This is a genomic window from Providencia sp. PROV130 (assembly GCF_028482225.1).
GTDB lineage: Bacteria > Pseudomonadota > Gammaproteobacteria > Enterobacterales > Enterobacteriaceae > Providencia > Providencia rettgeri.
The window spans coordinates 52,806-75,755 of the sequence record NZ_JAMPQC010000023.1; the positions used below are offsets into that span (position 1 = coordinate 52,806).

A 22,950-nucleotide genomic window follows, 5' to 3' on the forward strand; every position below is an offset into this window, starting at 1 on the left:
TTTAAACTCCTGAAACCGTCTGATTAATGGTGAGACCATTCGATGCTGTTAAGATCTACGCCGTCTTTGAACATTTCCCATAAAGGAGACAGCTCGCGTAAGTGGCCAATTGCGCCATGAATCATTTTGATTGCATAGTCAATTTCTTCTTCTGTCGTGAAACGACCTAAAGAGAAACGGATTGAGCTATGTGCCAGCTCATCATTCATCCCTAAAGCGCGCAGTACATAAGAAGGTTCTAGGCTTGCAGAAGTACATGCAGAACCTGAAGATACAGCCAAATCTTTTAATGACATCATCAGTGATTCACCTTCAACATAGTTGAAGCTGACGTTCAGAATGTGCGGCGCACCGTGTTCTAAATCACCATTGAGGTAAACTTCTTCGATATCTTTAATGCCATTCCACAAACGTAACCTTAAACCGCGTAAGCGTTCAGATTCCTCTGCCATTTCTTCTTTGGCAATACGGTAAGCTTCGCCCATACCCACGATTTGGTGTACAGGTAATGTCCCAGAACGCATGCCGCGCTCATGACCACCACCGTGCTGCTGTGCTTCAAGGCGAATACGAGGTTTACGGCGAACATACAGCGCACCAATCCCCATTGGACCATAAAGCTTGTGAGCAGAAAACGACATTAAGTCGACTTTTAATGCATTTAGGTCAATGGGCAATTTGCCCACACTTTGTGTTGCATCAACGTGGAAAATAATTCCTTTGCTACGGCATAATTCACCGATAGCTGCGATATCCTGAACCACACCTATTTCATTATTAACATGCATAATAGAAATTAAAATGGTGTCTTCGCGGATAGCGTCTTGTAGGTCTTCCATAGCAATTAAACCGTTGCTTTGCGGTGACAGATAAGTCACTTCAAAACCTTCACGCTCTAATTGGCGGCAGGTATCTAAAACGGCTTTGTGTTCCGTTTTACAGGTAATGATGTGGTTGCCTTTCTTTTTATAGAAATTAGCAGCGCCTTTAATCGCTAAGTTATCAGACTCAGTTGCGCCTGAGGTAAATACGATTTCACGTGGGTCAGCACCCACTAATTCAGCGATTTGATTGCGAGCAATATCCACCGCTTCTTCAGCTTGCCAGCCGAAACGATGAGAACGGGACGCTGGGTTACCAAAGTTCCCATCCATTGTTAAACATTGCATCATTTTTTCAGCCACACGTGGGTCAACCGGTGTTGTTGCTGAATAATCAAGATAAATTGGTAATTTCATTGCTCACTTACTCCAAAGGACAAGCTAACTTGCCTTTAATTTTTAAAGATACAAATGGCGGAAATTAGCTCTTCGTCCAATAACTCACCAAGATGTATCGACTGCAATTTTTTTAATATTTTTAAGCACGTACATTGATAATCGATTCAGGTGTAATCCCATTTGGCATGGTCTTACGCTGTTCATTATCTTGTCTATCAGCAACAACCATGACTTCTTGGTTTTTAACCAGTTCATCAAGGCTAATGCTGCTAAGGAAACTTGTAATTCTATCGCTTAAATCGCGCCATAATGCGTGAGTTAAACAGCGGTCGCCATTTTGACAACCTTCTTTATTACCCTGACAACGAGTAGCGTCAACAGATTCATCTACCGCAGCGATTACTTCAGCAACAAAGATTTGGTCTGCGTCTCTACCCAGCAAATAACCGCCACCAGGGCCGCGCACACTCGAAACCAACTCATTTTTACGTAAACGAGAGAAAAGTTGCTCAAGATAAGAGAGGGAAATTCCCTGACGTTCAGAAATGTCAGCTAAAGGCACTGGACCTGACTGAGAGTGTAATGCGACATCTAACATCGCAGTTACTGCGTAACGCCCTTTGGAAGTGAGTCTCATAACATATTACTCCGTGGTAAATTATGGTCAGATTGTGACATTCCTGAGTAATTTAGTCAACTATTTACCTGACTAATTTACTCAAGTATTATTCACCTGCTTTTACCACGGATTTTGCCTCATTTTTTCGCCCATTTTTCCATTGACGTTAAGATACCCCGCAGGATATGTAACTCTTGGGTTTCGATATGCGCTCGAGTGAATAAACGGCGTAATTTATTCATAATTAAGCCGGGATGCGCTTTACGAATAAAACCTGATTCATTCAACACACTTTCAAGATGGACATAAAAACGTTCAACATCTTCTGACGGTGGGTATTCTACCTCATCATCAGCTGCAATTACCGTATTTTTTTCATCCATTGAAAGATACGCCATGCGTATTTCATAACTCACCAATTGCACTGCCATCGCTAAATTCAAAGAACCGTATTCTGGGTTTGTGGGGATATATAAATGATATTGGCATTTTTGAAGTTCTTCGTTGGTTAAGCCCACTCGCTCACGGCCAAATACGATAGCAACAGGTGATTCTTTGGATTGCTCAACGGACTTCACACCGCATTCGCGCGGCTCAACCATTGGCCAAGATAAGGTGCGAGAACGCGCACTCGTGCCGATAACTAACTTACAGCCCTCTAAAGCTTCATCGAGAGTTTTAACTATTTTCGCATTACCGATAACATCACTTGCCCCAGCAGAAAGTGCAATAGAGTGTGAATCAGGTTCAACGAGAGGATTAACGAGGTACAGATTAGAAAGCCCCATGGTTTTCATGGCACGAGCCGTTGAGCCCATATTACCAGTGTGTGAGGTTTCAACAAGAACAATACGGATATTATCTAACATGGTTTATACGTTTAATGAAAAAATTATCGCAATAGCTTAACACAAAATTGCTTATTGTGACGAACATCTATATACTTCGGCACTCAAGTTTTTCGTTCTTTAACATCCCAGTGGAAAAAGCCCATGCATCCGATGCTTAACATCGCCATACGTGCAGCACGTAAGGCCGGTAATCACATAGCTAAAAACTATGAAATGCCTAGCAATATTAAAGTCACTCAGAAAGGCACTAACGATTTCGTTACTAACGTTGACCAAGAATCTGAGCAACTGATTATTGAAATCATCCGCAAATCATATCCTGACCACACTATTATCACTGAAGAAAGTGGTGAATTAATTGGTAAAGATGATGATATTCAATGGGTAATCGATCCACTGGATGGCACTACCAACTTCACAAAACGTCTCCCTCATTTTTCTGTTTCTATCGCTGTGCGCGTTAAAGGCCGCACAGAAGTCGCTGTTGTTTACGACCCAATGCGTAATGAATTATTTAGCGCAGTACGTGGACAAGGCGCTCAGCTTAACGGTTATCGTGTTCGTATCGACGAAAAACGTGACCTTGATGGCGCCATCGTTGCGACAGGTTTCCCTTTCAAACAAAAACAACATGCACCTGTCTATATGAACATCATGACTGCGATGTTTAACAAATGTGCTGACTTTCGTCGTACTGGTTCCGCAGCATTAGATTTATGCTATGTGGCTTCTAGCCGTGTCGATGCTTTTTTTGAAATTGGTTTAAAACCGTGGGATTTCATGGCTGGTGAGCTGATCATGCGTGAAGCTGGCGGCATCATGACTGACTTTATTGGCGGCCACAATTATTTAGCCTCCGGTAACTTAGTTGCTGGTAGCCCACGTGTTGTTAGAGACATACTGTCCGTCATGAAAGATGAACTATCGGAAGCATTAAAGCGCTAACCCATTCTTTCTAGAGACGAACTAGAAACAAAAAACCCACTTTTATTGTGGGTTTTTTTTGTTGTTTAAAAATACATTGCTATTTAAAACAAAATAACACCTTTAATTAATTCACGATTATTAATGACATCACTTTCATAAATATCACCAATGGTATTAAAGTCAAATTGATGCGTTAGCATCATACCACTAGATAACTTACCTTCAGCCATTAACCTTGCAACTTTATTGAAATCTTCAGGAGTGGCATTTCGACTTCCCATCATTGTTGTCTCTTTCTTATGGAAATCAGGGTCTGGAAACGATAAATTACCTTTAAATAAACCAACAAATACAATTAAGCCACCATGACGAATTAAATTGACCGCAGTGTTCATTGCGTGTTGGTTCCCCGTTGCATCAATGACTTTTTCTGCAAGCATACCTGAAAAATGGCTTTCAATACTTGATAAGTAATTTTCAGCGGCTGGATCGCACGTTTTTAAGCCTAATACCTTTTCAACATGTTGACGACGTGCCTCACTGGTATCAGCCACTAATACGTTAGCACCATCCGCTTTAGCAATTGCAGCAACACCAAGCCCTATCGGCCCAGCCCCTGCGACTAAAACAGTATCCTGAGGTTTAACCTGCGCACGTCTAACGGCATGAGCACTGATTGAAAATGGTTCGATCAAGGCGCCATCAATATCTGTGACAGTGTCTTCAATCGCTAATACATTTTTCTCTGGCACATTTAAATACTCACAAAAACCTCCGTCCTCGTGAACGCCAATAACTGAAATTTTTTCACAACAATTTGTTTTGCCTTCCTTGCACGCACCACATTCGTAACATGCAACATAAGGCATCACCGCAACACGCTGCCCAACTTTCCACTGTGTGATATCAGGTGCAACCTCACAAATAGTTCCAGAAATTTCATGTCCTAATACCCGTGGATATTGAAAAAATGGCTGGTTTCCTCCCCATGCATGAATATCAGTTCCACATATTCCAACCGCATGAATTTTTATTTTTACATGCCCAATTTGAACTGTAGGTTCAGCAACTTGTTGGTAAACTAATTTTTTAGGTTCTTGGCATATCAATTGTTTCATATTTCCCTCCATCAATTTATCTGTCTTTTTTAATTTAAAAAACATAAACTAGATACTTAACAACCAAATTTTGTGATTAAATGTTTTTAAATCGGTTTTAAATCGGTCTTTAAAGAATAAAAATCAGACTAAGGAGTGTTTAAATGGTGAGGAGTAAAAATATACGCTATGGGTCAATTAATGAATTCTTAGACGCTATACATAAAAATTTATTAACATCCCCCTTTCCCTCACAATCTTCTTTAGCCGAGATGTTTAATATCAGTCGAACCACCGTGAGACATACCCTCGAATATTTATTAGAAAAGAAAATCATTGAAAAACAAGAGAATGAATATCATGTCATTCGCTACCCCAATAAAACTGATTTCTTTCCTGTTGAATCAAGTCTCCCTGATCAACAAATCGTCTTATTCGAAAAAGCGTTTTACCAAATGATTAAACGCAAAGAATTGATGCCTGGGGATACTTTTACTGAATTACAACTAGCAAAAAAAAGTCATGTGAGTTCTAGTATTGTTCGGGAGTTCTTAGTGGAGTTTTCCCGCTATGGGTTAATTAAAAATACTCACCGAGGAAATTGGCATATGATGAAGTTTTCACGTGAATATGCAGAAAAACTATTTGAGTTCAGGGAGTTACTAGAAACCAATGCATTGACTCATTTTTTAAATTTACCACCAGATGACCATCGTTGGATTTTAGCAAAAGAGCTATTACTCAAACATAGGACACTACGGGAAACCGTTACTATCAATTACCGCGACTTTTCCCAACTAGATTATGAACTACATAGTCTTATTTTATCAGGCGCCAATAACCCCTTTTTTAATCAGTCTCTTGAAATCATCACTGTGATATTTCACTTTCAATATCAATGGGATGAATCAGATTTAAAAGAAAGAAATGTACTGGCAATTGAAGAACATATGACCATTTTAAGTGCTTTGATTAGCCGTAATGATATTGTCGCGATGAATGAACTTAGACATCACTTAGATACCGCTAAACGAACTATGATTAATTCCATACAACAAACTTATGAATAAATTACATTGAGTTACAAGACCAATGGATGGCCAACGATGACTTATTCTTTGGCTCGATAATATGCACATCAGAAAAAATCTGAATTTTTTAGTAAAAAAACAACTTAATTATAAAATTATTATTAATCAAAATTATGACAAATAAAAATATTACTATTTTTCATACAATTAAAGAACAAACTTACTAAATAGATTGAATCAATTAATAATTCATCTGTTTTTAACTGATAAAAAACAGAATAAAAACATCAAAAAGCCATTCATTCCACAAAATTGATGCAATTAATAGTCCATAGAAAAAAATACTTCTAGTCTGAATCAACACAGGATGATTAATACACATAATAACTAGAGGAATGGTCATGGATTACTTAAATAGACAGTCAATGGCTAATAAGCAATACCCAGAGAGAATTTTGCAATTCGGAGAAGGCAATTTTTTACGTGCTTTTATCGACTGGATGATTGACCAACTGAATGAAAAAACAGATTTCAATAGTGGCATTACGCTTGTCAGGCCAATTGACTCATCTAATCCCTCAATTAATCAACAAAATGGACTCTATACTGCCATCACCAGGGGAATCAATGAACAAAAACAAAGCGTTTCGAATATAAGAATTATTAATTCGGTTAACCGTGAAATACTGATTTATTCTGAATATGATCAATTTTTAAAATGTGCAGAAAATCCTGAATTACAATGGATCTTCTCTAACACTACAGAAGCAGGAATCGTATATAAGTACGACGTACGCTTAGAAGATACACCAGCAAGTAGTTTTCCAGCGAAACTTACTCAGTTTTTATTTCACCGCTTTCAACATTTTAATGGCGATAGTAGCAAAGGGTTGTTCATCATCCCCTGTGAGTTAATTGACTATAATGGCGATAAATTACAAGAGTTTGTAAATCAACATGCACATGACTGGCAACTCCCTGCAGATTTTATTGCTTGGCTAAATAGCAGTAATACGTTTTGTTCTACGTTAGTCGATAGAATCGTTACTGGCTACCCGAAAAATGAAATTAAGAAACTAGAAAAAGAATTAGGTTATAAAGACGATTTTCTCGTCACTGCTGAATATTTCTATTTATTTGTCATTCAAGGGCCAAAAATACTAGAGAAGAAGCTAAAACTGAATGAATTACCATTAAATATCAAAGTAGTCGATGACATAAAGCCCTACAAAGAACGTAAAGTTGCAATCTTAAATGGTGCGCACACCGCGATGGTTCCTGTTGCTTACTTGGCAGGGATCAGAACTGTTCGTGATGTCACTAGCAACCCAATCTTTTTAGCTTTCATTAAAGATTTAATTGATAATGAAGTTATTCCTGTTTTATCTCAAAACCCTTCGGAGCTCGCAGCTTTTGCCTCCGCAGTTATTGACCGCTTTAATAACCCATATATAGAACATGAATTAATTTCAATTTCACTAAACTCGTTAACTAAATTTAAAACTCGCCTATTACCTCAATTAATATCTTATGTTAGGCAATACAATAAAATTCCTTATTGCATTTCATTTTCACTTGCTGCACTTATTGTTTTCTATCGAGGAAAACAGGCCGAACAACTCATTCCTTTAAATGATGATGACCATTTACTTGAAAGCTTTAAAGCTTGGCATGAACTCTATGACTCAAATGTAAAACAACTTACTGAAAATGTGCTAGCAATGTCTGATTTATGGGGATTAAACCTCAACGAAATACCGCAATTACAAGATGATGTGAGCCAGAAAATCACTGAAATTCTGAGTAGCGGTACAGAATCAATGCTACGCAAAAAATACGTTGGCTAGAAAAAGAAAATAAATACTTAAAATAATAAATCCCCCTACAGGAGATACCTTTATGAAACTGAGCACATTAAACGGAAAAAAACTTCTTAGCTTAACACTCAGCACAATGCTATTAATGGGCAGCATGACAAATGCCGCATTTGCAGATGCTAAATATAAGTTAAAAGTCGCTTATGAAAATAACCCTGGTGAGCCTTTTGACTTAGCTATTCACGAATGGGCAAAAAAATTCAATGAAAAAACTCATGGTGAAGGTGAATTAATTCCTTATCCAAGCTCACAATTAGGCTCCAAAAAAGATGTCATCGAACAAATGAAGTTAGGTAGCCCACTAATTACCTTAGCAGATGGTGCATTCTTTTCTGATTATGTGCCTGATTACGGCATTATGTTTGGGCCGTATTTAGGGCTATCTTATAAAGATATTTTTAAATTAAATGCCTCACCTTGGTATGGTTCCTTAGAACAACAGTTAGATAAAAAAGGCCTTCACGTGGTTTCTAAAGATTGGTTATATGGTTCACGCCATATCTTAGCCAATAAAATGATCCAAACCCCAGATGACCTAAAAGGTTTAAAAATTCGCGTCCCCAATAATAAAATTCAAATTAAAGGTTTAGAGGCAATGGGTGCCACACCAACACCATTACCTTTAGCAGAAGTTTATACTGCACTTAATCTTAAAATTATTGATGGCGCAGAAAACCCAATTCCTGTGCTATATGGGCAAAAACACCATGAAGCGGCCAAATTCTTGATTTTAACGGGTCATGTAGAGAACGTAACCAACCTAGTCATGGGCAGCAAAACCTACGCTAAATTACCTGAAGATATTCAACAAGCTTTAGTTGAATCAGGAAATGAAGCAGGCCAATTCTTAACAGATTTAGTCTTACAACAAGAAAAAGAAATCATTGAGAAAATGAAAAATGAAGGCGTTACTGTTGTTGAAGTAGATAGAACACTCTTCAAAGAAAAATCTAAACCTTTCTATAATGAGTTCCCTGAATGGTCTGCGAACTTATATCAACAAACTCAAGATATTATTAATAATTAACCCTATTACTTGGCGGTTAACACCGCCAATATTTTTACAAAACAAACGGTTAAATATTATTCTCGCAAGGATCTTTTATGTTTAAATTTCTGGGGAAATTAAGTGATATAGTAGCTTCTCTTGCCGTTGCCGCTATTGTCATTATTACCATTCTTGCTGTATTCATGCGTTGGCTTCTTAATGACCCTTTAATGTGGAGTGAGGAAGTTTTAATCATTTGCTACATTTGGTTGGTGATGATTGGCGCAGCATCTGCGGCAGGCAAAAGAATGCATGTCAGTATTGATGCAATTACCTCTTTATTTCCTGAAAAAGTACAATTAGCTATTGCGGTCGTTACTCATATTATGGCCATTATTGCTTTATCAATTTTTGGTTATCTTGGATATGAACTCTCTATTATCGCAGAAGACAAAATAACACCAATAATTGGTGTCTCTTATTATTATATCGACCTTTCTGTACCCATTGGCGCATCCATCATGGTGTTATTTTCTATCCAACATTTACTGGAAGACATGAGTAAATTAATAAAAGGAGATAAACCATGTCAGTAATTATCGCCTGTATCGTATTAATATTCTGCTTTTTAATTAATGTTCCCATCTTTTTAAGTGTACTGATTGCATTACTCACCTACTTTTTCTCTGCGGGTGACATTTCTCCCCTCATTGCAGTACAACGCATTATTGGGGCTGGGGAAAATGTGACGTTACTTGCTATCCCTTTCTTCATTTTGTTAGGTAACCTTTTGAATTACACTGGTATTACCAGACGAATGTTGAAATTTACTGGCACTCTGTCTGGCCACTATCCAGGAGGACTTGCCCAATCTAACGTATTATTAAGTACAATGATGGGCGGGCTTTCTGCATCTAACCTCGCTGACTGTGCAATGCTATCTAAAATGTTAGTGCCAGAAATGACAAAATTAGGCTATGGAAAAAGCTTCTCTGCCGCTGTCACTGCCGCAGGATCATTAATAACGCCTATAATTCCACCGGGTATTGCATTAATCATCTATGGATTTGTCGCTGATGTCTCTATTGGTAAGATGTTTATGGCTGCAATCATTCCTGGATTAATGTGCTGCGTTGCTTTAATGGTTGCAATTTATCTGATTGCAAAAAAACGTGGATATAAGCCAGCTAGAGATAAAGCACCTACATTTGCTGAGGTTTACCAAACAGGTAAAGGAGCGATGTCTGCTTTCCTATTAGTTCTTGTCATTATTGGCGGAATTCGCTTTGGTATTTTTACACCAACAGAAGCTGGTGCTATTGCTGTACTTTACGTTATTGTAATTGGTACCTTCTTTTATCGTGAAATGAAGTTAAAAGACATTGCTGCCTCATTTTTAGAAACAGCCCGTTCAACAGCAAGTATCATGCTCATTATTATGACTTGTTCCGCATTAGCATGGGTATTGACGAACGAGCAAGTGGCGCAAGATGTTGCCAGAATGATGACCAATTTTTCTGATAACCCATATGTCTTCTTAATGATTGTCAATGCGGTGTTGTTAATCTTAGGTATGTTTATTGAAGGAAATGCCGCAATTATTGTCCTTGTTCCATTATTAATGCCTACAGTAAAATTATTAGGAATTGACCCTATCCATTTTGGCATTGTCATGATCCTTAATTTAGCTATCGGCTGCTTAACACCGCCAATGGGAACTGTCATGTTTGTAGCTACATCGATTACTGGTGTCCGTATTTCTGATTTTATTCGTGAAGTTATGCCCTTATTCTTTGCATTAATTATCGTTTTACTCTTAGTCACTTTTATGCCTGTATTTACGACTTTCCTACCAAGCTTATAAGATAAATGTATATTTCAATGGCAAATCATTTCCTATGATTTGCCATTTTATTATCAACTTATTTTTTATAAATTAAATTTTATTTAATTCCATGAGTTAATATTACTTAAATTTATGATTAAGTTAATTGATCTTTACCCTTGTCATAATAACACTTACCACAAGAAACATTCAAATAGACAAACCGCCAACCACCAACAAATACACTTATTACGAGTTACCCTGAAATAATCAAAAAATAATATTACATTAAATTCATACATATAAAAAACACACCAATCTCATTATTTATTTTTTTAATTTTGAATTTGAAAAAAATATATTTTATATCTAGCATAAAACAAGACAGCTATTTTACATTCAGCTGTTAATCAAAGTTATATAACTTTATCTTACTTTGACCTTATGGGGTTAATTATGCCTAGATATATACTACCTCTGTCTTTACTTTCTTTATCTGTTATATCAGGCTCAGCACTTGCAATAACGAATAGTGCTGGGGGAATTATTTCAATTTCTGGAGCAATAAGCGATACAACCTGTACCATTAATGGCGGAAATAGTGCCGATATGACTGTTGTTCTTGACCCAATAACCGTAACAGATGCAGGGATAACTGCCGCAACGGTTATTTCTAAAAATCAAAAACAATTTTCTTTAACTTTCTCAGATTGTGCGCCCGCAAGCGTCCCAGTCAGTAATCTGAAATTACATTTTTATTCATCAAGTAACATTTCGCCTTCCGGTTTGTATTTAGTGAATACTTCCGTGAATGAAAATGATGCTTCCGTTGCCAAAAACGTCGGGTTTAGTTTATCTAAAACCAGTACTCCAACCACTGCAATTCCACTCAATGTAGCTTTTGATACTAACCTTACAGGGGCTGACACTGGTGGCGCAACAGGAGCTACTCTTAATTTAATAGCCAGTTATTATAAAACTAATGCAACTGCTGCCAAAGTCGGTCTTTTGCAATCAAACGTAATATATACAGTTTCCTATTTATAATTATGACTTAGCCAGGCTTTTATTAGCCTGGCTTTAAATGGATGCTATTATGAAAACTCTAGTTTTATTACTCACTATTTTATTTTCGAGCACAACATTTTCTAATGTTATTATTACAGGCACTCGAATTATATATCCTGCTGACGCTGATAGTATTGCTGTACAATTAACTAATAACAGCAAAACATCTTCTCTTGTTCAGTCATGGATTGATAACGGTGATGAAAATTCCACACCTGAGAATTCTGAAGCGCCTTTTTATTTATCCCCTCCTATTGTTAAAATTGAAGGTTTACAAGGTCAGCAACTAAAAATTAAAAAAATACCCGGAAAACTTCCTGAAAATATTGAAAGTGTATTTTTCTTAAATGTTTTAGACATTCCTAAAACGCCAGAATCTGCTAAAGGCAAAAATGCAATTCAACTAGCCACACGTTCAAGAATTAAAATTTTTTATCGTCCTATTGGGCTAACTGCCCCCCCCGATGAGGTTATTAATAATGCAAGCTACCAGATTAAAAATAATAAAATATTAGTTAAAAATAACTCGCAATACCATTTAACTATTGCAGCTATCACACCATCTGACGATAAAAATAATTCATTAACTGATTCTGCGATGATTGCCCCTATGTCTGAAAAAGAATTCCCTATTAAAGGAATAATAAAAAACCACGACATGATTGTAATGTATGTGGATGACTATGGTGTTTTCAAATCTAAAAATATTAAACTTTAATAGAAGAAATCATCGTGAAAAAAGAAAATTATCTCTATCTCCTAATCTTAATAGGACTGCAAAGTTATCAAAAGAACTCAATAGCGGACGAGTTTGAGACTTCCCTATTGGTTGGCAAATCTGCGCAAGGAGATATTTCACGATTCTATACTGACAATAACATTCCATCAGGTAAACAATTAGCCGATCTTTATGTCAATAATAATTGGAAAGGTCAGTTTGAAATTGATGTCAATAATGATGGCAAACTGATTAGCCTTGCTGCTGCTGATGTACAGAAATTAAACCTGAATTTATCTGCTGAGGTGATTGAGCAAACCAAACAACAGCCACTTATTCCTATAGATGATTTAGTACCCAATATAAAATATAAATTTAATATCAACGACTTGAGGCTCGATATTATCGTCCCTCAAGTCGCTCTGAAGCAACTCGAAGCTAACTATGTTGACCCCAGTCTCTGGAATTATGGCGAGCCTGCAATTATTTTTTCTTATAATACAAATTATTATAGTTACAAAGAGAAAAAAAACTCAAAAACCAGCAGTGACAATTTTTATGCGACCTTAAATTCAGGCATTAATTTGGGCGCCTGGCAATTTAGAGATGAATCCAGCTATCGACATAGCTCTCATAGTAGCCAAAAATGGAAAAACAGTACCCGTTATGTTTACCGCCCCCTTAGTGCAATCAAATCCGGGTTGAAATTAGGTGATTTTTATACGCCAGCAGCCCTATTTAATAGTATTCGAGTTCGAGGCATTGCCTTAGCAACAGAAGCTAGTATGTTGCCAAATTCAAGTCAAAATTTTGTCCCCATTATACGCGGTGTCGCTCAAACAAATGCCTTAGTCAGCGTGTACCAAAATAATAATCTAGTTTATCAAGAGAGCGTTCCCCCCGGTGAATTTGCATTTAATGACCTTCAACCTAGTGCTGGTGGTGGTGACTTATTTGTCGTTATTCAAGAAGCTGATGGAAGGCAAGAAACCTTTACTGTGCCCTATTCTGCTGTACCTGATATGCTCAAACAAGGTGTCTACAATTACAATTTTATTGTTGGTCAAACTAAAATCGATAGTACCCATTACCAACCCAAATTTACTCAAGGCGAGTTTCACTATGGTTTAAATAATTTAGTGACGCTTTATGCAGGAATGTTATTTAGCGAAAAATACTATTCCGGCGTTATTGGGAGTGGTTGGAATTTTAGTTTTGGGGCCATTTCAGCTGATATCACGCAAGCAAATACTAAATTAGATTCAGGCGATCATAGAGGTCAAAGCTATCGCTTGACTTATAACAAATATATTAACGCAACGTCGACCAATTTAACCTTGGCGTCATATCGTTATTCGACTAGTGGTTACTATAGTTTTATTGATGCCATTTATTCTCAAGACAATTATCGCGCTTGGAAAGCTTATCAAGACCAGCTATCCGAAAAACTCGGCAATAATATTCCACCTGAACTTTCACTCACTAATTATGACGCCTTACGCGGTTCACGTGCTAAAAATACATTTACATTGAATTTAAACCAACAATTAGCTGATGGTTATGGTTCGGTATTCATCTCGGGGACACACCGTGATTATTGGAATACAAACGGTAATAGCCGTGAATATCAAGCTGGCTATGCCAACAACTATAACGATATTTCCTATAGTGTGTCTGTTTCACGTGTTCGTAATTACGACAGCGAAGAAGAAACACGTATCTATGCCAATTTTAGTGTTCCTTTTTCTTTATTTGAAAAACGCGCCAATATTAGTATGGGAAGTTATTTCACTGACTCTCGTTACCAACAAACTACGCTAAGTGTCAGTGGTATTGCAGGTAAAAATGACCAAGTCAATTATACGCTAACTGCAACAAATCAAAGCGGTGGGAATAACTTAGTGGGTGGCAACGCCAGCTATCAGCTCCCCTCTAGCACGCTTTCAGGATCTTACACCGAAGCCAATAATTACCGCCAAACTGGTTTAGGCGCCAGAGGGACTCTAGTTGCTATCCCTGGACATATTGTTTTTTCAGGGGAAACAGGGCAAACCTATACCATCATTGACGCACCAATGGCCAGTAACATGATGGTCAACGCCGATAAAACCACCTTAACCAACCAACAAGGTGTTGTTTTAGTTGCCAATTCCACACCATATAGAACCAATACCTATACCTTAACAGATACAGAAAAAACCGCAGGTGCAGAGGTGCTCGGTAATATGGCCAATGTAAGTCCATATCAAGGAGCGGTGAATTACATCAAACTCGAAACCGATACACGACAAACTTATCTCATCCGAGGCGTGCTTGCTAATGGCGATAGCTTACCTTTTGGTACAGAAATCACAGATGCTAAACAGCAAAGTGTTGGTTATGTCGGTCAATCTGGCGTGATGTATATCAAAAGTGAGCAATTACCTATGGCATTGCACATAAAGCTTAAAGGGAAACAAACATGTGTTATTGAGCCACTACTCAATACGATGGATAAAAACAAAAACCTCTGTCGATAAAGGTAAATATGATGAAAAAAGTCACTTTAGCACTGATGCTTTCCAGTATATTGGCTTATAGTCAGTATTCCTCCGCACATTGTAGACAAACATCTACGATGACGGCTCCCGCTATTGCTTTTGATTTATCGACCGAACTCACCAGTACATCGACTCCAGTTAGTAAAAATAGCAGAACAATCTACCCTGGAACTTTTACCTGTACTGCAAGAGGGCTGCTTTTCCCTAACTCTATCGGTATTGCATCCCCTTTCCAAGGCAGAACAGCCACTATTGGTTTTAATGGTGGAAAGCAGTTTGTCTCAATTACAGTCACTGCATTAGAAAAAGATAGGGTTGTCGGCCTTACGGAAGGTATACATCAAGGTAGTGAGCTCGATACAAATTTTACCGTTCAATTTAATTTACTCACAACCAAACCCGGAACCAACTATGTCGAAGTATCAGGAAGTACCGCCACAATTACCCCTATTGTACTCGCCTCTGATGCATCCAGCTTGGGAATTCTACAGTGGTTATTAGATATTGTAGTCAAATTAGTCACTTTTCTGTTAACGCTACAATGGCCAACCAGTGCCGATGATATCTACTTACAACCAATGACCTTAACTTATAATCCCATTCTCACTACCTGTAATTTTGTTAACCAAGGTTTAGTCGTTGCACTACCCCCAGTAAGTATCAATGTGGTGAAAACTGTAACCAGAGCAGGCTACACGCCATTTACACTTAATTTTACCTGCCAAGATTTTTTAGCAGGTGGTAATGCTTCTCGTGATGTATCTATTTTTTTATCCAGTAGCAACCTGCTCTCAAATGATAAAACAACATTGAATAATACCATTAGTCAAGGTGCTAAGGGTGTTGGCTTCCGATTAGTTAGCGCAAGTAATCTCAATACACCATTAGTACTTTCGGATAGCGTGGCAGATAAAAGTGGGGCAACAAATATTTTTACTGTTCTCAAGGGAAATCCGATTTCCCCTTCTTTTTCAGTAAATTTAGGTGCCTATTACCATGCATACAACCCAAGTAGTGTTATTCAAGGACAAGTCTCAAGTACTGCAACCGTGGTGATGTCATACAATTAGAAAGGAAAATATTATGACCGGAATAATTAAAATCACAGGGTTCGCTACGTTACTATTTTTTAGCGTCCAAACAAGTGCGAGCCTTGTTTTACAAGGAACACGAATTATTTTTCCTAGCGATAAAAAGGCCGTCGGAATTCAACTTACTAATTACAGTGAACAAGCCACATTGACTCAAAGCTGGGTGGATGAAGGTAACCTCGATTCAACACCAGAAACGACGAACGCGCCATTTATTGTGACCCCCCCCATGACTAAAATCGCGGCAAATGACGGAGTTCAATTACGAATACGCTTTATTGGCGACAAACTCCCTACGAATAAAGAGTCTGTATTTTATTTAAATGTATTAGACATTGCGCCAAAGCCAAAACAAATAAATAGTGCAAATTTGCTGCAATTTGCCATTCAAACACGGATTAAAGTTTTTTATCGACCAATTGCTCTTATAAATAAACCCGATGATTCAATCAATAACATTCAATTCCATTTAGCTAAAGATGGTATTATCGTCAACAACCCGACCCCTTATTTTTTAAGTATTGCCAATATTTATCTAGCTAATAATGAAAGCCGTTCTATTACAAAAAGTTCGATGATTGCGCCATTTTCATCACAAATCTTCCCTTCAACCGCCACAATTAATCATGGGGAAAATATAACAATGATTTATATTGACGATACAGGGAAACAAATTCAGTACCAAACCAAGCTATAAAAATAGGTATAAACCCTTTTATAGCTTGGTTGATAAATACTAGGATTGAGCTACAACTTTAGGGCGGATAAATACGGCAGGAACAGCAAGAAGCGCCATTAAATAGAAAACTACACCATGATGAGCAGGCACTCGTTCATAAATATACCCCACAATAATAGTCAGTACGGCTAACCCACCACCGGTTGCGAGGGCAGAGTAAACACCTTGTAATGGGATAATTTCATTTTCTTTTCTTGCGCTGATAAAGCGCATTGCCGCTAGATGGCAAATCGTAAAAGTCCCACTGTGAAGAATTTGCACTACAATTAACACAGGTAATGCAGTAAACGCCCCCATCAGCCCCCAACGGATAATTCCACAAAATGCGGATAGCAGCAGTAAATTACGCGCACTCCAACGCCGGAACAAACGGTGACTTAACATAAATACAATGACTTCAGCAACCACACCCAGCGACCATAAATTACCGATCACTAAATCTGAATAACCCGCCTCTTTCCAAAATAGGGAAGCAAAACCATAATAAGCTGCATGGGCCCCTTGTAATAAGGTCACACAAATTAAAAACCTAACGACGTTTTTATCGGCAATCAACTGTTTAAAAGTGACTTTATTGCCACCTTCAATTTTCGCCGCTCCCATTGGCATAATTGCTGGTTTCAGCATTGCGCCGAGTAATAATGCTAAACAGCTTACTATCAACGCCACCATGATGGCTTTATTACCCCAAACACCTGCTAAATAACCCATCAATGAGGAGCCAATAATAAAAGCTATCGAACCCCAGACGCGAATTTTGCCATAATCAAAGGTAAATTGTTTTTGCCATGTCCCCGCCAGTGAATCTCCCAGCGGAACCATTGGTGCAAAAAATAAGTTAAAGCCTATCATTACAAATAGCAGCCATGCCCAATGAGAGCCCAAAGCAAAACCAACAGAGAAAATGAGTGAAAGCCCTGCAAGTAAACGTAGTGCAGTAATCAGTTTCGAGGGCTCTTTAACTAAAGGAGTAATGAACATCGCGCCAAGGAAACGGGCTGCTAACCCTACCCCTAACAAAACACCAATCATTTCTGCATCAATTCCCTCACCTTGTAGCCAAACTGACCAAAATGGTAAGAAAATACTGTAGGCAAAAAAATAGGTAAAATAATCAATGGCTAGCCAACGCGTTGATGGAATGACCATCATCCCTCCGTTTTTTTCAATGCAAAAAACCCGCTCATACATGCATGTAGAAGCGGGTTTTAATCACGAATTGTCGTTTAAATTATGCGTAAACTGGGTATTTCTTGCAAATTGCTAATACTTTTTGTTTTACGCTCTCAATGATCGCTTCGTCATTGAGGTTGTCTAGGATATCACACATCCAGCCCGCTAGCTCACTCGCTTCTGCTTCTTTAAAGCCGCGGCGTGTAATTGCAGGAGAACCGATACGTACACCCGACGTTACGAATGGGCTCTTAGGGTCGTTAGGTACACTGTTTTTGTTAACTGTGATATTTGCACGGCCCAGTGCAGCATCTGCATCTTTACCTGTGATATCTTTGTCTACTAAATCCACTAAGAACAAATGGTTTTCCGTTCCACCAGATACAACTTTATAGCCACGTTTTTGGAAAACGTCGACCATTGCTTTGGCATTTTTAGCCACTTGTTGTTGGTAAACTTTGAATTCTGGTTCCATCGCTTCTTTCAATGCAACCGCTTTACCTGCAATCACATGCATTAAAGGGCCACCTTGAGAACCTGGGAATACAGCTGAATTGATTTTTTTGTATAACTCTTCGTCACCACCTTTAGCTAAAATTAATCCACCACGTGGACCTGCTAAAGTTTTATGTGTTGTTGTCGTCACAACGTGTGCATGAGGAACTGGGTTTGGATAAACACCCGCAGCAATCAAACCTGCAACGTGAGCCATGTCCACAAACAAATAAGCGCCAATGCCATCTGCGATTTCACGCATTTTTGCCCAATCAACCACACCTGAATACGCAGAAAAACCACCGATAATCATTTTTGGTTTATGTTTTTCAGCTTGCGCTTTGATATCATCGTAATCAATTTTACCACTTTCATCGATACCATAAGGCACGATGTTATACAGTTTACCTGAGAAGTTAACTGGTGAACCGTGAGTTAAGTGACCACCATGTGCAAGGTTCATCCCCAGAACAGTATCACCTGGCTGTAATAACGCCATGTAAACAGCAGCGTTAGCTTGTGAACCTGAGTGCGGTTGCACGTTCGCATAGTCAGCTCCAAATAGTTCTTTCGCACGGTCAATCGCTAATTGTTCTACCACATCAACATACTCACAACCGCCATAGTAGCGTTTGCCTGGGTAGCCTTCTGCATATTTATTGGTTAGCTGAGAACCTTGAGCCTGCATGACTCGTGGACTGGTATAGTTTTCAGAAGCAATTAATTCAATGTGTTCTTCTTGACGTTGTACTTCTTGCTCCATTGCTTCCCATAATTTTGGATCGTAGTCAGCAATATTCATTTCACGCTTTAACATTCGCTTCTCCTGCCTCAGCAATTCAATAGGTTGAAAATCGATTCATCGCAATGACACACAGTGTAAACTCTTTTTCTCTCTTGAGATAGCCCTAAAGAAAAAATATACGCAAACGATTGCATTAATTTTTTTCACTTCATTTGCTTCTGAAGGCTCCACTATAAAATAGCTTAAATTTTAATTTTTAACGTAGAAACATCCAGATTTGTTAGCCCCTTCTCATTATGTGCCTAATTCCGACATATTTTCCCAGTTTGAGTCTTTACATAAAACCTTAAATATTATAAGTTGTATTTAAAATGCATGTTTATAAATAAACTTTATGTCTTTCAAAAAAGAGTGATTTATTGGGATGAAATATACTTATCCCAATGATGTAAAAGGATATGTTTGTACAAAACTAAAAACTGACGCCTTACGCTCACTACGATGAGAACATGAAAATAATTCAGGAGCACCTGTATGCTAGATAGCCAAACCATCGCCATTGTTAAATCAACCATTCCTGCCATCGCTGAAACAGGGCCAAAACTAACCGCACATTTTTATGATCGGATGTTTAAACAACACCCTGAGCTAAAAGATATTTTTAACATGACTCACCAAATGAATGGAGACCAACGTGAAGCTCTGTTCAACGCTATTTGTGCTTATGCGGTAAATATTGAAACTCCTGAAGCACTGATTTCAGCGGTTGAAAAAATTGCCCAAAAACACGTTAGTTTAAATATCAAACCTGAGCATTACCCTATTGTTGGGGAAAATTTACTGGCGGCTATCGATGAACTACTTAGTCCAGGCCAAGAAGTGCTTGATGCTTGGGGAAGAGCTTACGGGGTCTTAGCTGATATCTTTATTGGTCGTGAAGCAGTCATTTACCAAGAGAATGCAGATAAAATTGGAGGCTGGGAGGGTTTACGTGAATTTAAATTGAAACAAAAACAACCACAAAGCGATGTAATCACCAGTTTTGAATTCATACCTGTCGATGGGAAACCCGTCGCAGATTACCGTCCAGGCCAATATATCACTATTTATGTCAACAATCAGGGATTTGAAAACCAAGAAATCCGCCAATACTCACTAACGACCGCGCCTAATGGCCGTAGCTACCGTATTGCAGTAAAACGTGAAGAACAAGGCTCCGTTTCTAATTTCTTACATCAACAATTAAATGAAGGTGATAGCGTACTGCTCGCCCCACCATGTGGTGATTTCTTCATTGATGTTGATGACCAGACACCTGTTACCTTGATCTCTGCAGGCGTTGGTTTAACCCCAATGCTGAGTATGTTAAATCATCTAACAGAACAAGGTCACAATGCACAAGTTAATTGGTTCCATGCCGCTGAAAATGGTGCTGTTCATGCCTTTAGGCACGAAATTCAACAACTATTAGCAAAACAACAAACCAGCCAATCTGCGATTTGGTTTAATCAACCAAGAGAGGAAGATCGTCTCGGGTTTGATTACCAATATGAAGGTTTAATGAATTTAGAATTGGTACGTGAATGGATTGAACAACCGAACATGCAATTCTATTTCTGTGGCCCTGTTGGTTTTATGCAGCACGTAGGCAAACAGCTAATTGCAATGGGTGTCGATGCCGATGCTATTCACTATGAATGTTTTGGACCACATAAAGTATTACCCCTCAATTAATGGATAAAAAATGCTCTTCTGTTTAGAAGAGCATTCTCTGAAACATGTTAACTGAAGAAAATGGTTTAAATGGTTAAGTGTTTGCCATTTTTCTAAATTTAGCGGTAACGGACTCGCATAATAAATACACAATTCTAATCCCATTCCTGTGTATTTTCCGTTACCGCTTTTTCACATAACGTAATTTATTAAATCGCTTCTTCATCTTGCTCACCGGTCCGAATACGGATCACTCGAGCTACATCATAAACAAAGATCTTCCCATCACCAATTTTGCCCGTTTGGGCCGTTTGCATAATGGTTTCGACACAGTTTTCAACAATGTCATCAGGGACAACAATTTCAATTTTTACCTTAGGTAAAAAATCAACCATATACTCTGCACCACGGTAAAGCTCGGTATGCCCTTTTTGACGTCCAAAGCCTTTCACTTCAGTTACCGTCATTCCGGTAATACCCACTTCTGCCAATGCTTCACGAACATCATCAAGTTTGAATGGCTTTATAATTGCATCAATTTTTTTCATAAATAATTCCTGTTATGACCAGTTTTTACGGCCAAAACCTGAGGTGATCGGATAGCGGCGATCTTTACCAAAATTACGCATCGTAATACGTGGCCCAACAGGAGCCTGACGGCGTTTATATTCATTAATATCAACAAGACGTACAACTTTTCTCACCACGTCTTTATCAAAACCAAGTTTGATTAAATCATTAACTGACAAGTCTTTTTCCACGTAGCCTTCCAATAATGCGTCTAACACATCATAAGGCGGCAAACTGTCTTGATCTAATTGCCCTGGAGCAAGTTCTGCTGACGGTGGCCTATCAATCACACGCTGAGGAATTGCTGGAGATAATGTATTACGATATTTAGCTAACTCAAAGACGAGAGTTTTCGGTACATCTTTTAATACGTCAAAGCCACCCGCCATATCGCCATATAATGTTGAATAACCAACAGCAGATTCACTTTTATTACTGGTCGTCAACACTAAGCGACGACGTTTATTTGACATTGCCATTAAAATAACCGCTCGGCAACGCGCTTGTAAGTTTTCCTCAGTGGTATCAACCGCGGTTCCTTCAAACATCGGGGTTAACTGGGCCATAAAGGCATCAAACATCGGTTCGATGGATACGATATCGAATTCAACCCCAAGCAAATCAGCTTGCTCTTTAGCGTCGTGAATACTCATTTCAGAAGTATAGCGGAATGGCATCATGACAGCTTGTACATGCTCTTTCCCTATAGCATCAACGGCAATGGCCACCGTTAGCCCTGAGTCAATACCACCTGATAGCCCTAAGATTGCACCATTAAAACCATTTTTATTGATGTAGTCACGAGTTGACATAACTAAAGCTTGGTATACCTGAGCAACTGGGTCATTCTCAATAAATACGCTACCTTCGCTCACCAATGCAAGTTCATCAAATTGTACTGTGATCACCTGCTCTTTAAATTCTGCTAATTTAAAGATTTGTTTACCTTTATTCGCAATGACTTTTGAGCCACCATCAAACACCAATTCATCTTGCCCACCCACTTGGTTGAGATACACAATTGGCATATGAGTGCGTTTGCAATGTTCGACTAATAAGTCGGTTCGAATATGCTCTTTATGAATATCATAAGGAGATGCATTGATGGTTAATAATATTTCAGCACCCGCCCCTTTGACTGCATTTACTGGCTCGTCATACCAAATGTCTTCACAAATTAATAAACCGAGTTGATAACCTTTAAATTCAACAACGCAGGATTTTTCATCTGCAGTGAAATAACGGGGTTCATCAAACACACCATAATTTGGCAACTCTTGTTTAAAATAGCGAGCGTGCAATTTACCTTGATAGAAAAAGGACAGCGCATTATAGATATCATCCCCTTCATACCATGGATGACCAACAATAATCGCCGTTTCTTGGCTAGCTTTTTGCAAACGGTCAAGTTGTACTAAACAGCGGTCCTCGAAATCAGCTCGGAAAATTAAATCTTCTGGTGGATACCCTGTCAAAGACAGTTCTGAAAACATGACAATATCTGTGTTTGGTGCTTGTTCACTCACAACTTGCAGCATGCGATCGCAGTTGCCTTCGATATCACCGACTAACCAATTAAGTTGTGCTAGTGAAATATTAAGCTTACGGCTCATAAGGTGTTTTTTCTCCCGGAGCGTGAATATGAATTGCCTTATTCCACATA

At 38.4% G+C, this 22,950-nt stretch carries 20 protein-coding genes; 12 read left to right on the top strand and 8 right to left on the bottom strand.

All coding sequences use genetic code 11. The annotated features are described in order from the left end of the window. Positions 1-23: 23 nt before the first annotated feature. The 3 genes from PSF28_RS15965 to trmJ form a co-directional block, all read right to left on the bottom strand. Positions 24-1,238, bottom strand: coding sequence for an IscS subfamily cysteine desulfurase (locus PSF28_RS15965; RefSeq protein ID WP_272685332.1), 1,215 nt, complete (start codon positions 1,236-1,238; stop codon positions 24-26). A gap of 121 nt (positions 1,239-1,359) precedes the next feature. After that, positions 1,360-1,857 carry a Fe-S cluster assembly transcriptional regulator IscR gene (iscR, locus tag PSF28_RS15970; protein ID WP_004264917.1) on the bottom strand — a complete coding sequence of 166 codons (498 nt, stop codon included), beginning with the start codon at positions 1,855-1,857 and terminating at the stop codon, positions 1,360-1,362. Positions 1,858-1,976: 119 nt separating this feature from the next. After that, positions 1,977-2,708 (bottom strand): tRNA (cytosine(32)/uridine(32)-2'-O)-methyltransferase TrmJ, encoded by a 732-nt coding sequence (gene trmJ, locus PSF28_RS15975; protein WP_272665898.1) that lies wholly within the window; start codon positions 2,706-2,708, stop codon positions 1,977-1,979. Between the two features lie 123 nt (positions 2,709-2,831). Between trmJ and suhB the strand changes: the two genes are divergently transcribed. Continuing rightward, positions 2,832-3,635, top strand: coding sequence for an inositol-1-monophosphatase (gene suhB / locus PSF28_RS15980; RefSeq protein ID WP_210838794.1), 804 nt, complete (start codon positions 2,832-2,834; stop codon positions 3,633-3,635). Positions 3,636-3,718: 83 nt separating this feature from the next. Here the strand turns inward: suhB and PSF28_RS15985 are convergent, their stop codons facing one another. Continuing rightward, positions 3,719-4,747, bottom strand: a complete 1,029-nt coding sequence (locus PSF28_RS15985) for a zinc-binding alcohol dehydrogenase family protein (RefSeq protein ID WP_210838795.1) — start codon at positions 4,745-4,747, stop codon at positions 3,719-3,721. A gap of 131 nt (positions 4,748-4,878) precedes the next feature. Here PSF28_RS15985 and PSF28_RS15990 point away from each other — a divergent pair, with 131 nt between their 5' ends. The 10 genes from PSF28_RS15990 (at position 4,879) to PSF28_RS16035 (ending at position 16,549) form a co-directional block, all read left to right on the top strand. Continuing rightward, a complete protein-coding gene (locus PSF28_RS15990; RefSeq protein ID WP_210838797.1) occupies positions 4,879-5,784 on the top strand; it encodes a GntR family transcriptional regulator in 906 nt (301 codons plus the stop codon). A gap of 362 nt (positions 5,785-6,146) precedes the next feature. After that, positions 6,147-7,592, top strand: a complete 1,446-nt coding sequence (locus tag PSF28_RS15995; RefSeq protein ID WP_272685333.1) for a tagaturonate reductase — start codon at positions 6,147-6,149, stop codon at positions 7,590-7,592. 52 nt (positions 7,593-7,644) lie between these two features. Further along, entirely contained in the window at positions 7,645-8,649 is a 1,005-nt protein-coding gene (locus tag PSF28_RS16000; protein ID WP_210838800.1) for a C4-dicarboxylate TRAP transporter substrate-binding protein, read from the top strand. Positions 8,650-8,726: 77 nt separating this feature from the next. After that, a complete protein-coding gene (locus tag PSF28_RS16005) occupies positions 8,727-9,206 on the top strand; it encodes a TRAP transporter small permease (protein ID WP_210838802.1) in 480 nt (159 codons plus the stop codon). After that, complete coding sequence (locus tag PSF28_RS16010; protein ID WP_109911474.1) at positions 9,197-10,474, top strand: TRAP transporter large permease; 1,278 nt, start codon at positions 9,197-9,199, stop codon at positions 10,472-10,474. The genes PSF28_RS16005 and PSF28_RS16010 overlap by 10 nt, the downstream gene beginning before the upstream one ends. A 417-nt stretch (positions 10,475-10,891) precedes the next feature. Next, the gene (locus tag PSF28_RS16015; RefSeq protein ID WP_210838804.1) at positions 10,892-11,482 is read left to right on the top strand and encodes a fimbrial protein; all 591 of its coding nucleotides are present in this window, start codon (positions 10,892-10,894) and stop codon (positions 11,480-11,482) included. A 49-nt stretch (positions 11,483-11,531) separates the two neighbouring features. Then, positions 11,532-12,221 (top strand): fimbrial biogenesis chaperone, encoded by a 690-nt coding sequence (locus PSF28_RS16020; protein WP_210840367.1) that lies wholly within the window; start codon positions 11,532-11,534, stop codon positions 12,219-12,221. Between the two features lie 14 nt (positions 12,222-12,235). Beyond that, a complete protein-coding gene (locus tag PSF28_RS16025; protein ID WP_272685334.1) occupies positions 12,236-14,740 on the top strand; it encodes a fimbria/pilus outer membrane usher protein in 2,505 nt (834 codons plus the stop codon). An 11-nt stretch (positions 14,741-14,751) separates the two neighbouring features. Beyond that, on the top strand, positions 14,752-15,831 hold the full coding sequence (locus PSF28_RS16030; protein ID WP_336298959.1) for a fimbrial protein: 1,080 nt from the start codon (positions 14,752-14,754) through the stop codon (positions 15,829-15,831). Between the two features lie 13 nt (positions 15,832-15,844). Next, on the top strand, positions 15,845-16,549 hold the full coding sequence (locus PSF28_RS16035) for a fimbrial biogenesis chaperone (protein WP_272665904.1): 705 nt from the start codon (positions 15,845-15,847) through the stop codon (positions 16,547-16,549). Between the two features lie 39 nt (positions 16,550-16,588). Here PSF28_RS16035 and PSF28_RS16040 read toward each other — a convergent pair whose 3' ends face one another. Then, positions 16,589-17,740: a 3-phenylpropionate MFS transporter gene (locus PSF28_RS16040; protein ID WP_115166964.1), complete on the bottom strand. Its 1,152-nt coding sequence runs from the start codon at positions 17,738-17,740 to the stop codon at positions 16,589-16,591. Between the two features lie 82 nt (positions 17,741-17,822). Then, entirely contained in the window at positions 17,823-19,076 is a 1,254-nt protein-coding gene (glyA, locus tag PSF28_RS16045; protein WP_210840038.1) for a serine hydroxymethyltransferase, read from the bottom strand. Positions 19,077-19,538: 462 nt separating this feature from the next. On the opposite strand from glyA, the gene hmpA reads away from it, so the two are divergent. Next, positions 19,539-20,738 (top strand): NO-inducible flavohemoprotein, encoded by a 1,200-nt coding sequence (gene hmpA / locus PSF28_RS16050; RefSeq protein WP_210840039.1) that lies wholly within the window; start codon positions 19,539-19,541, stop codon positions 20,736-20,738. A gap of 188 nt (positions 20,739-20,926) precedes the next feature. Here the strand turns inward: hmpA and glnB are convergent, their stop codons facing one another. Together glnB and PSF28_RS16060 are read right to left on the bottom strand one after the other, a co-directional pair. Next, positions 20,927-21,265, bottom strand: a complete 339-nt coding sequence (gene glnB / locus PSF28_RS16055; protein ID WP_004912721.1) for a nitrogen regulatory protein P-II — start codon at positions 21,263-21,265, stop codon at positions 20,927-20,929. Between the two features lie 12 nt (positions 21,266-21,277). After that, positions 21,278-22,900, bottom strand: coding sequence for an NAD+ synthase (locus PSF28_RS16060; protein ID WP_210840040.1), 1,623 nt, complete (start codon positions 22,898-22,900; stop codon positions 21,278-21,280). Positions 22,901-22,950 lie beyond the last annotated feature (50 nt).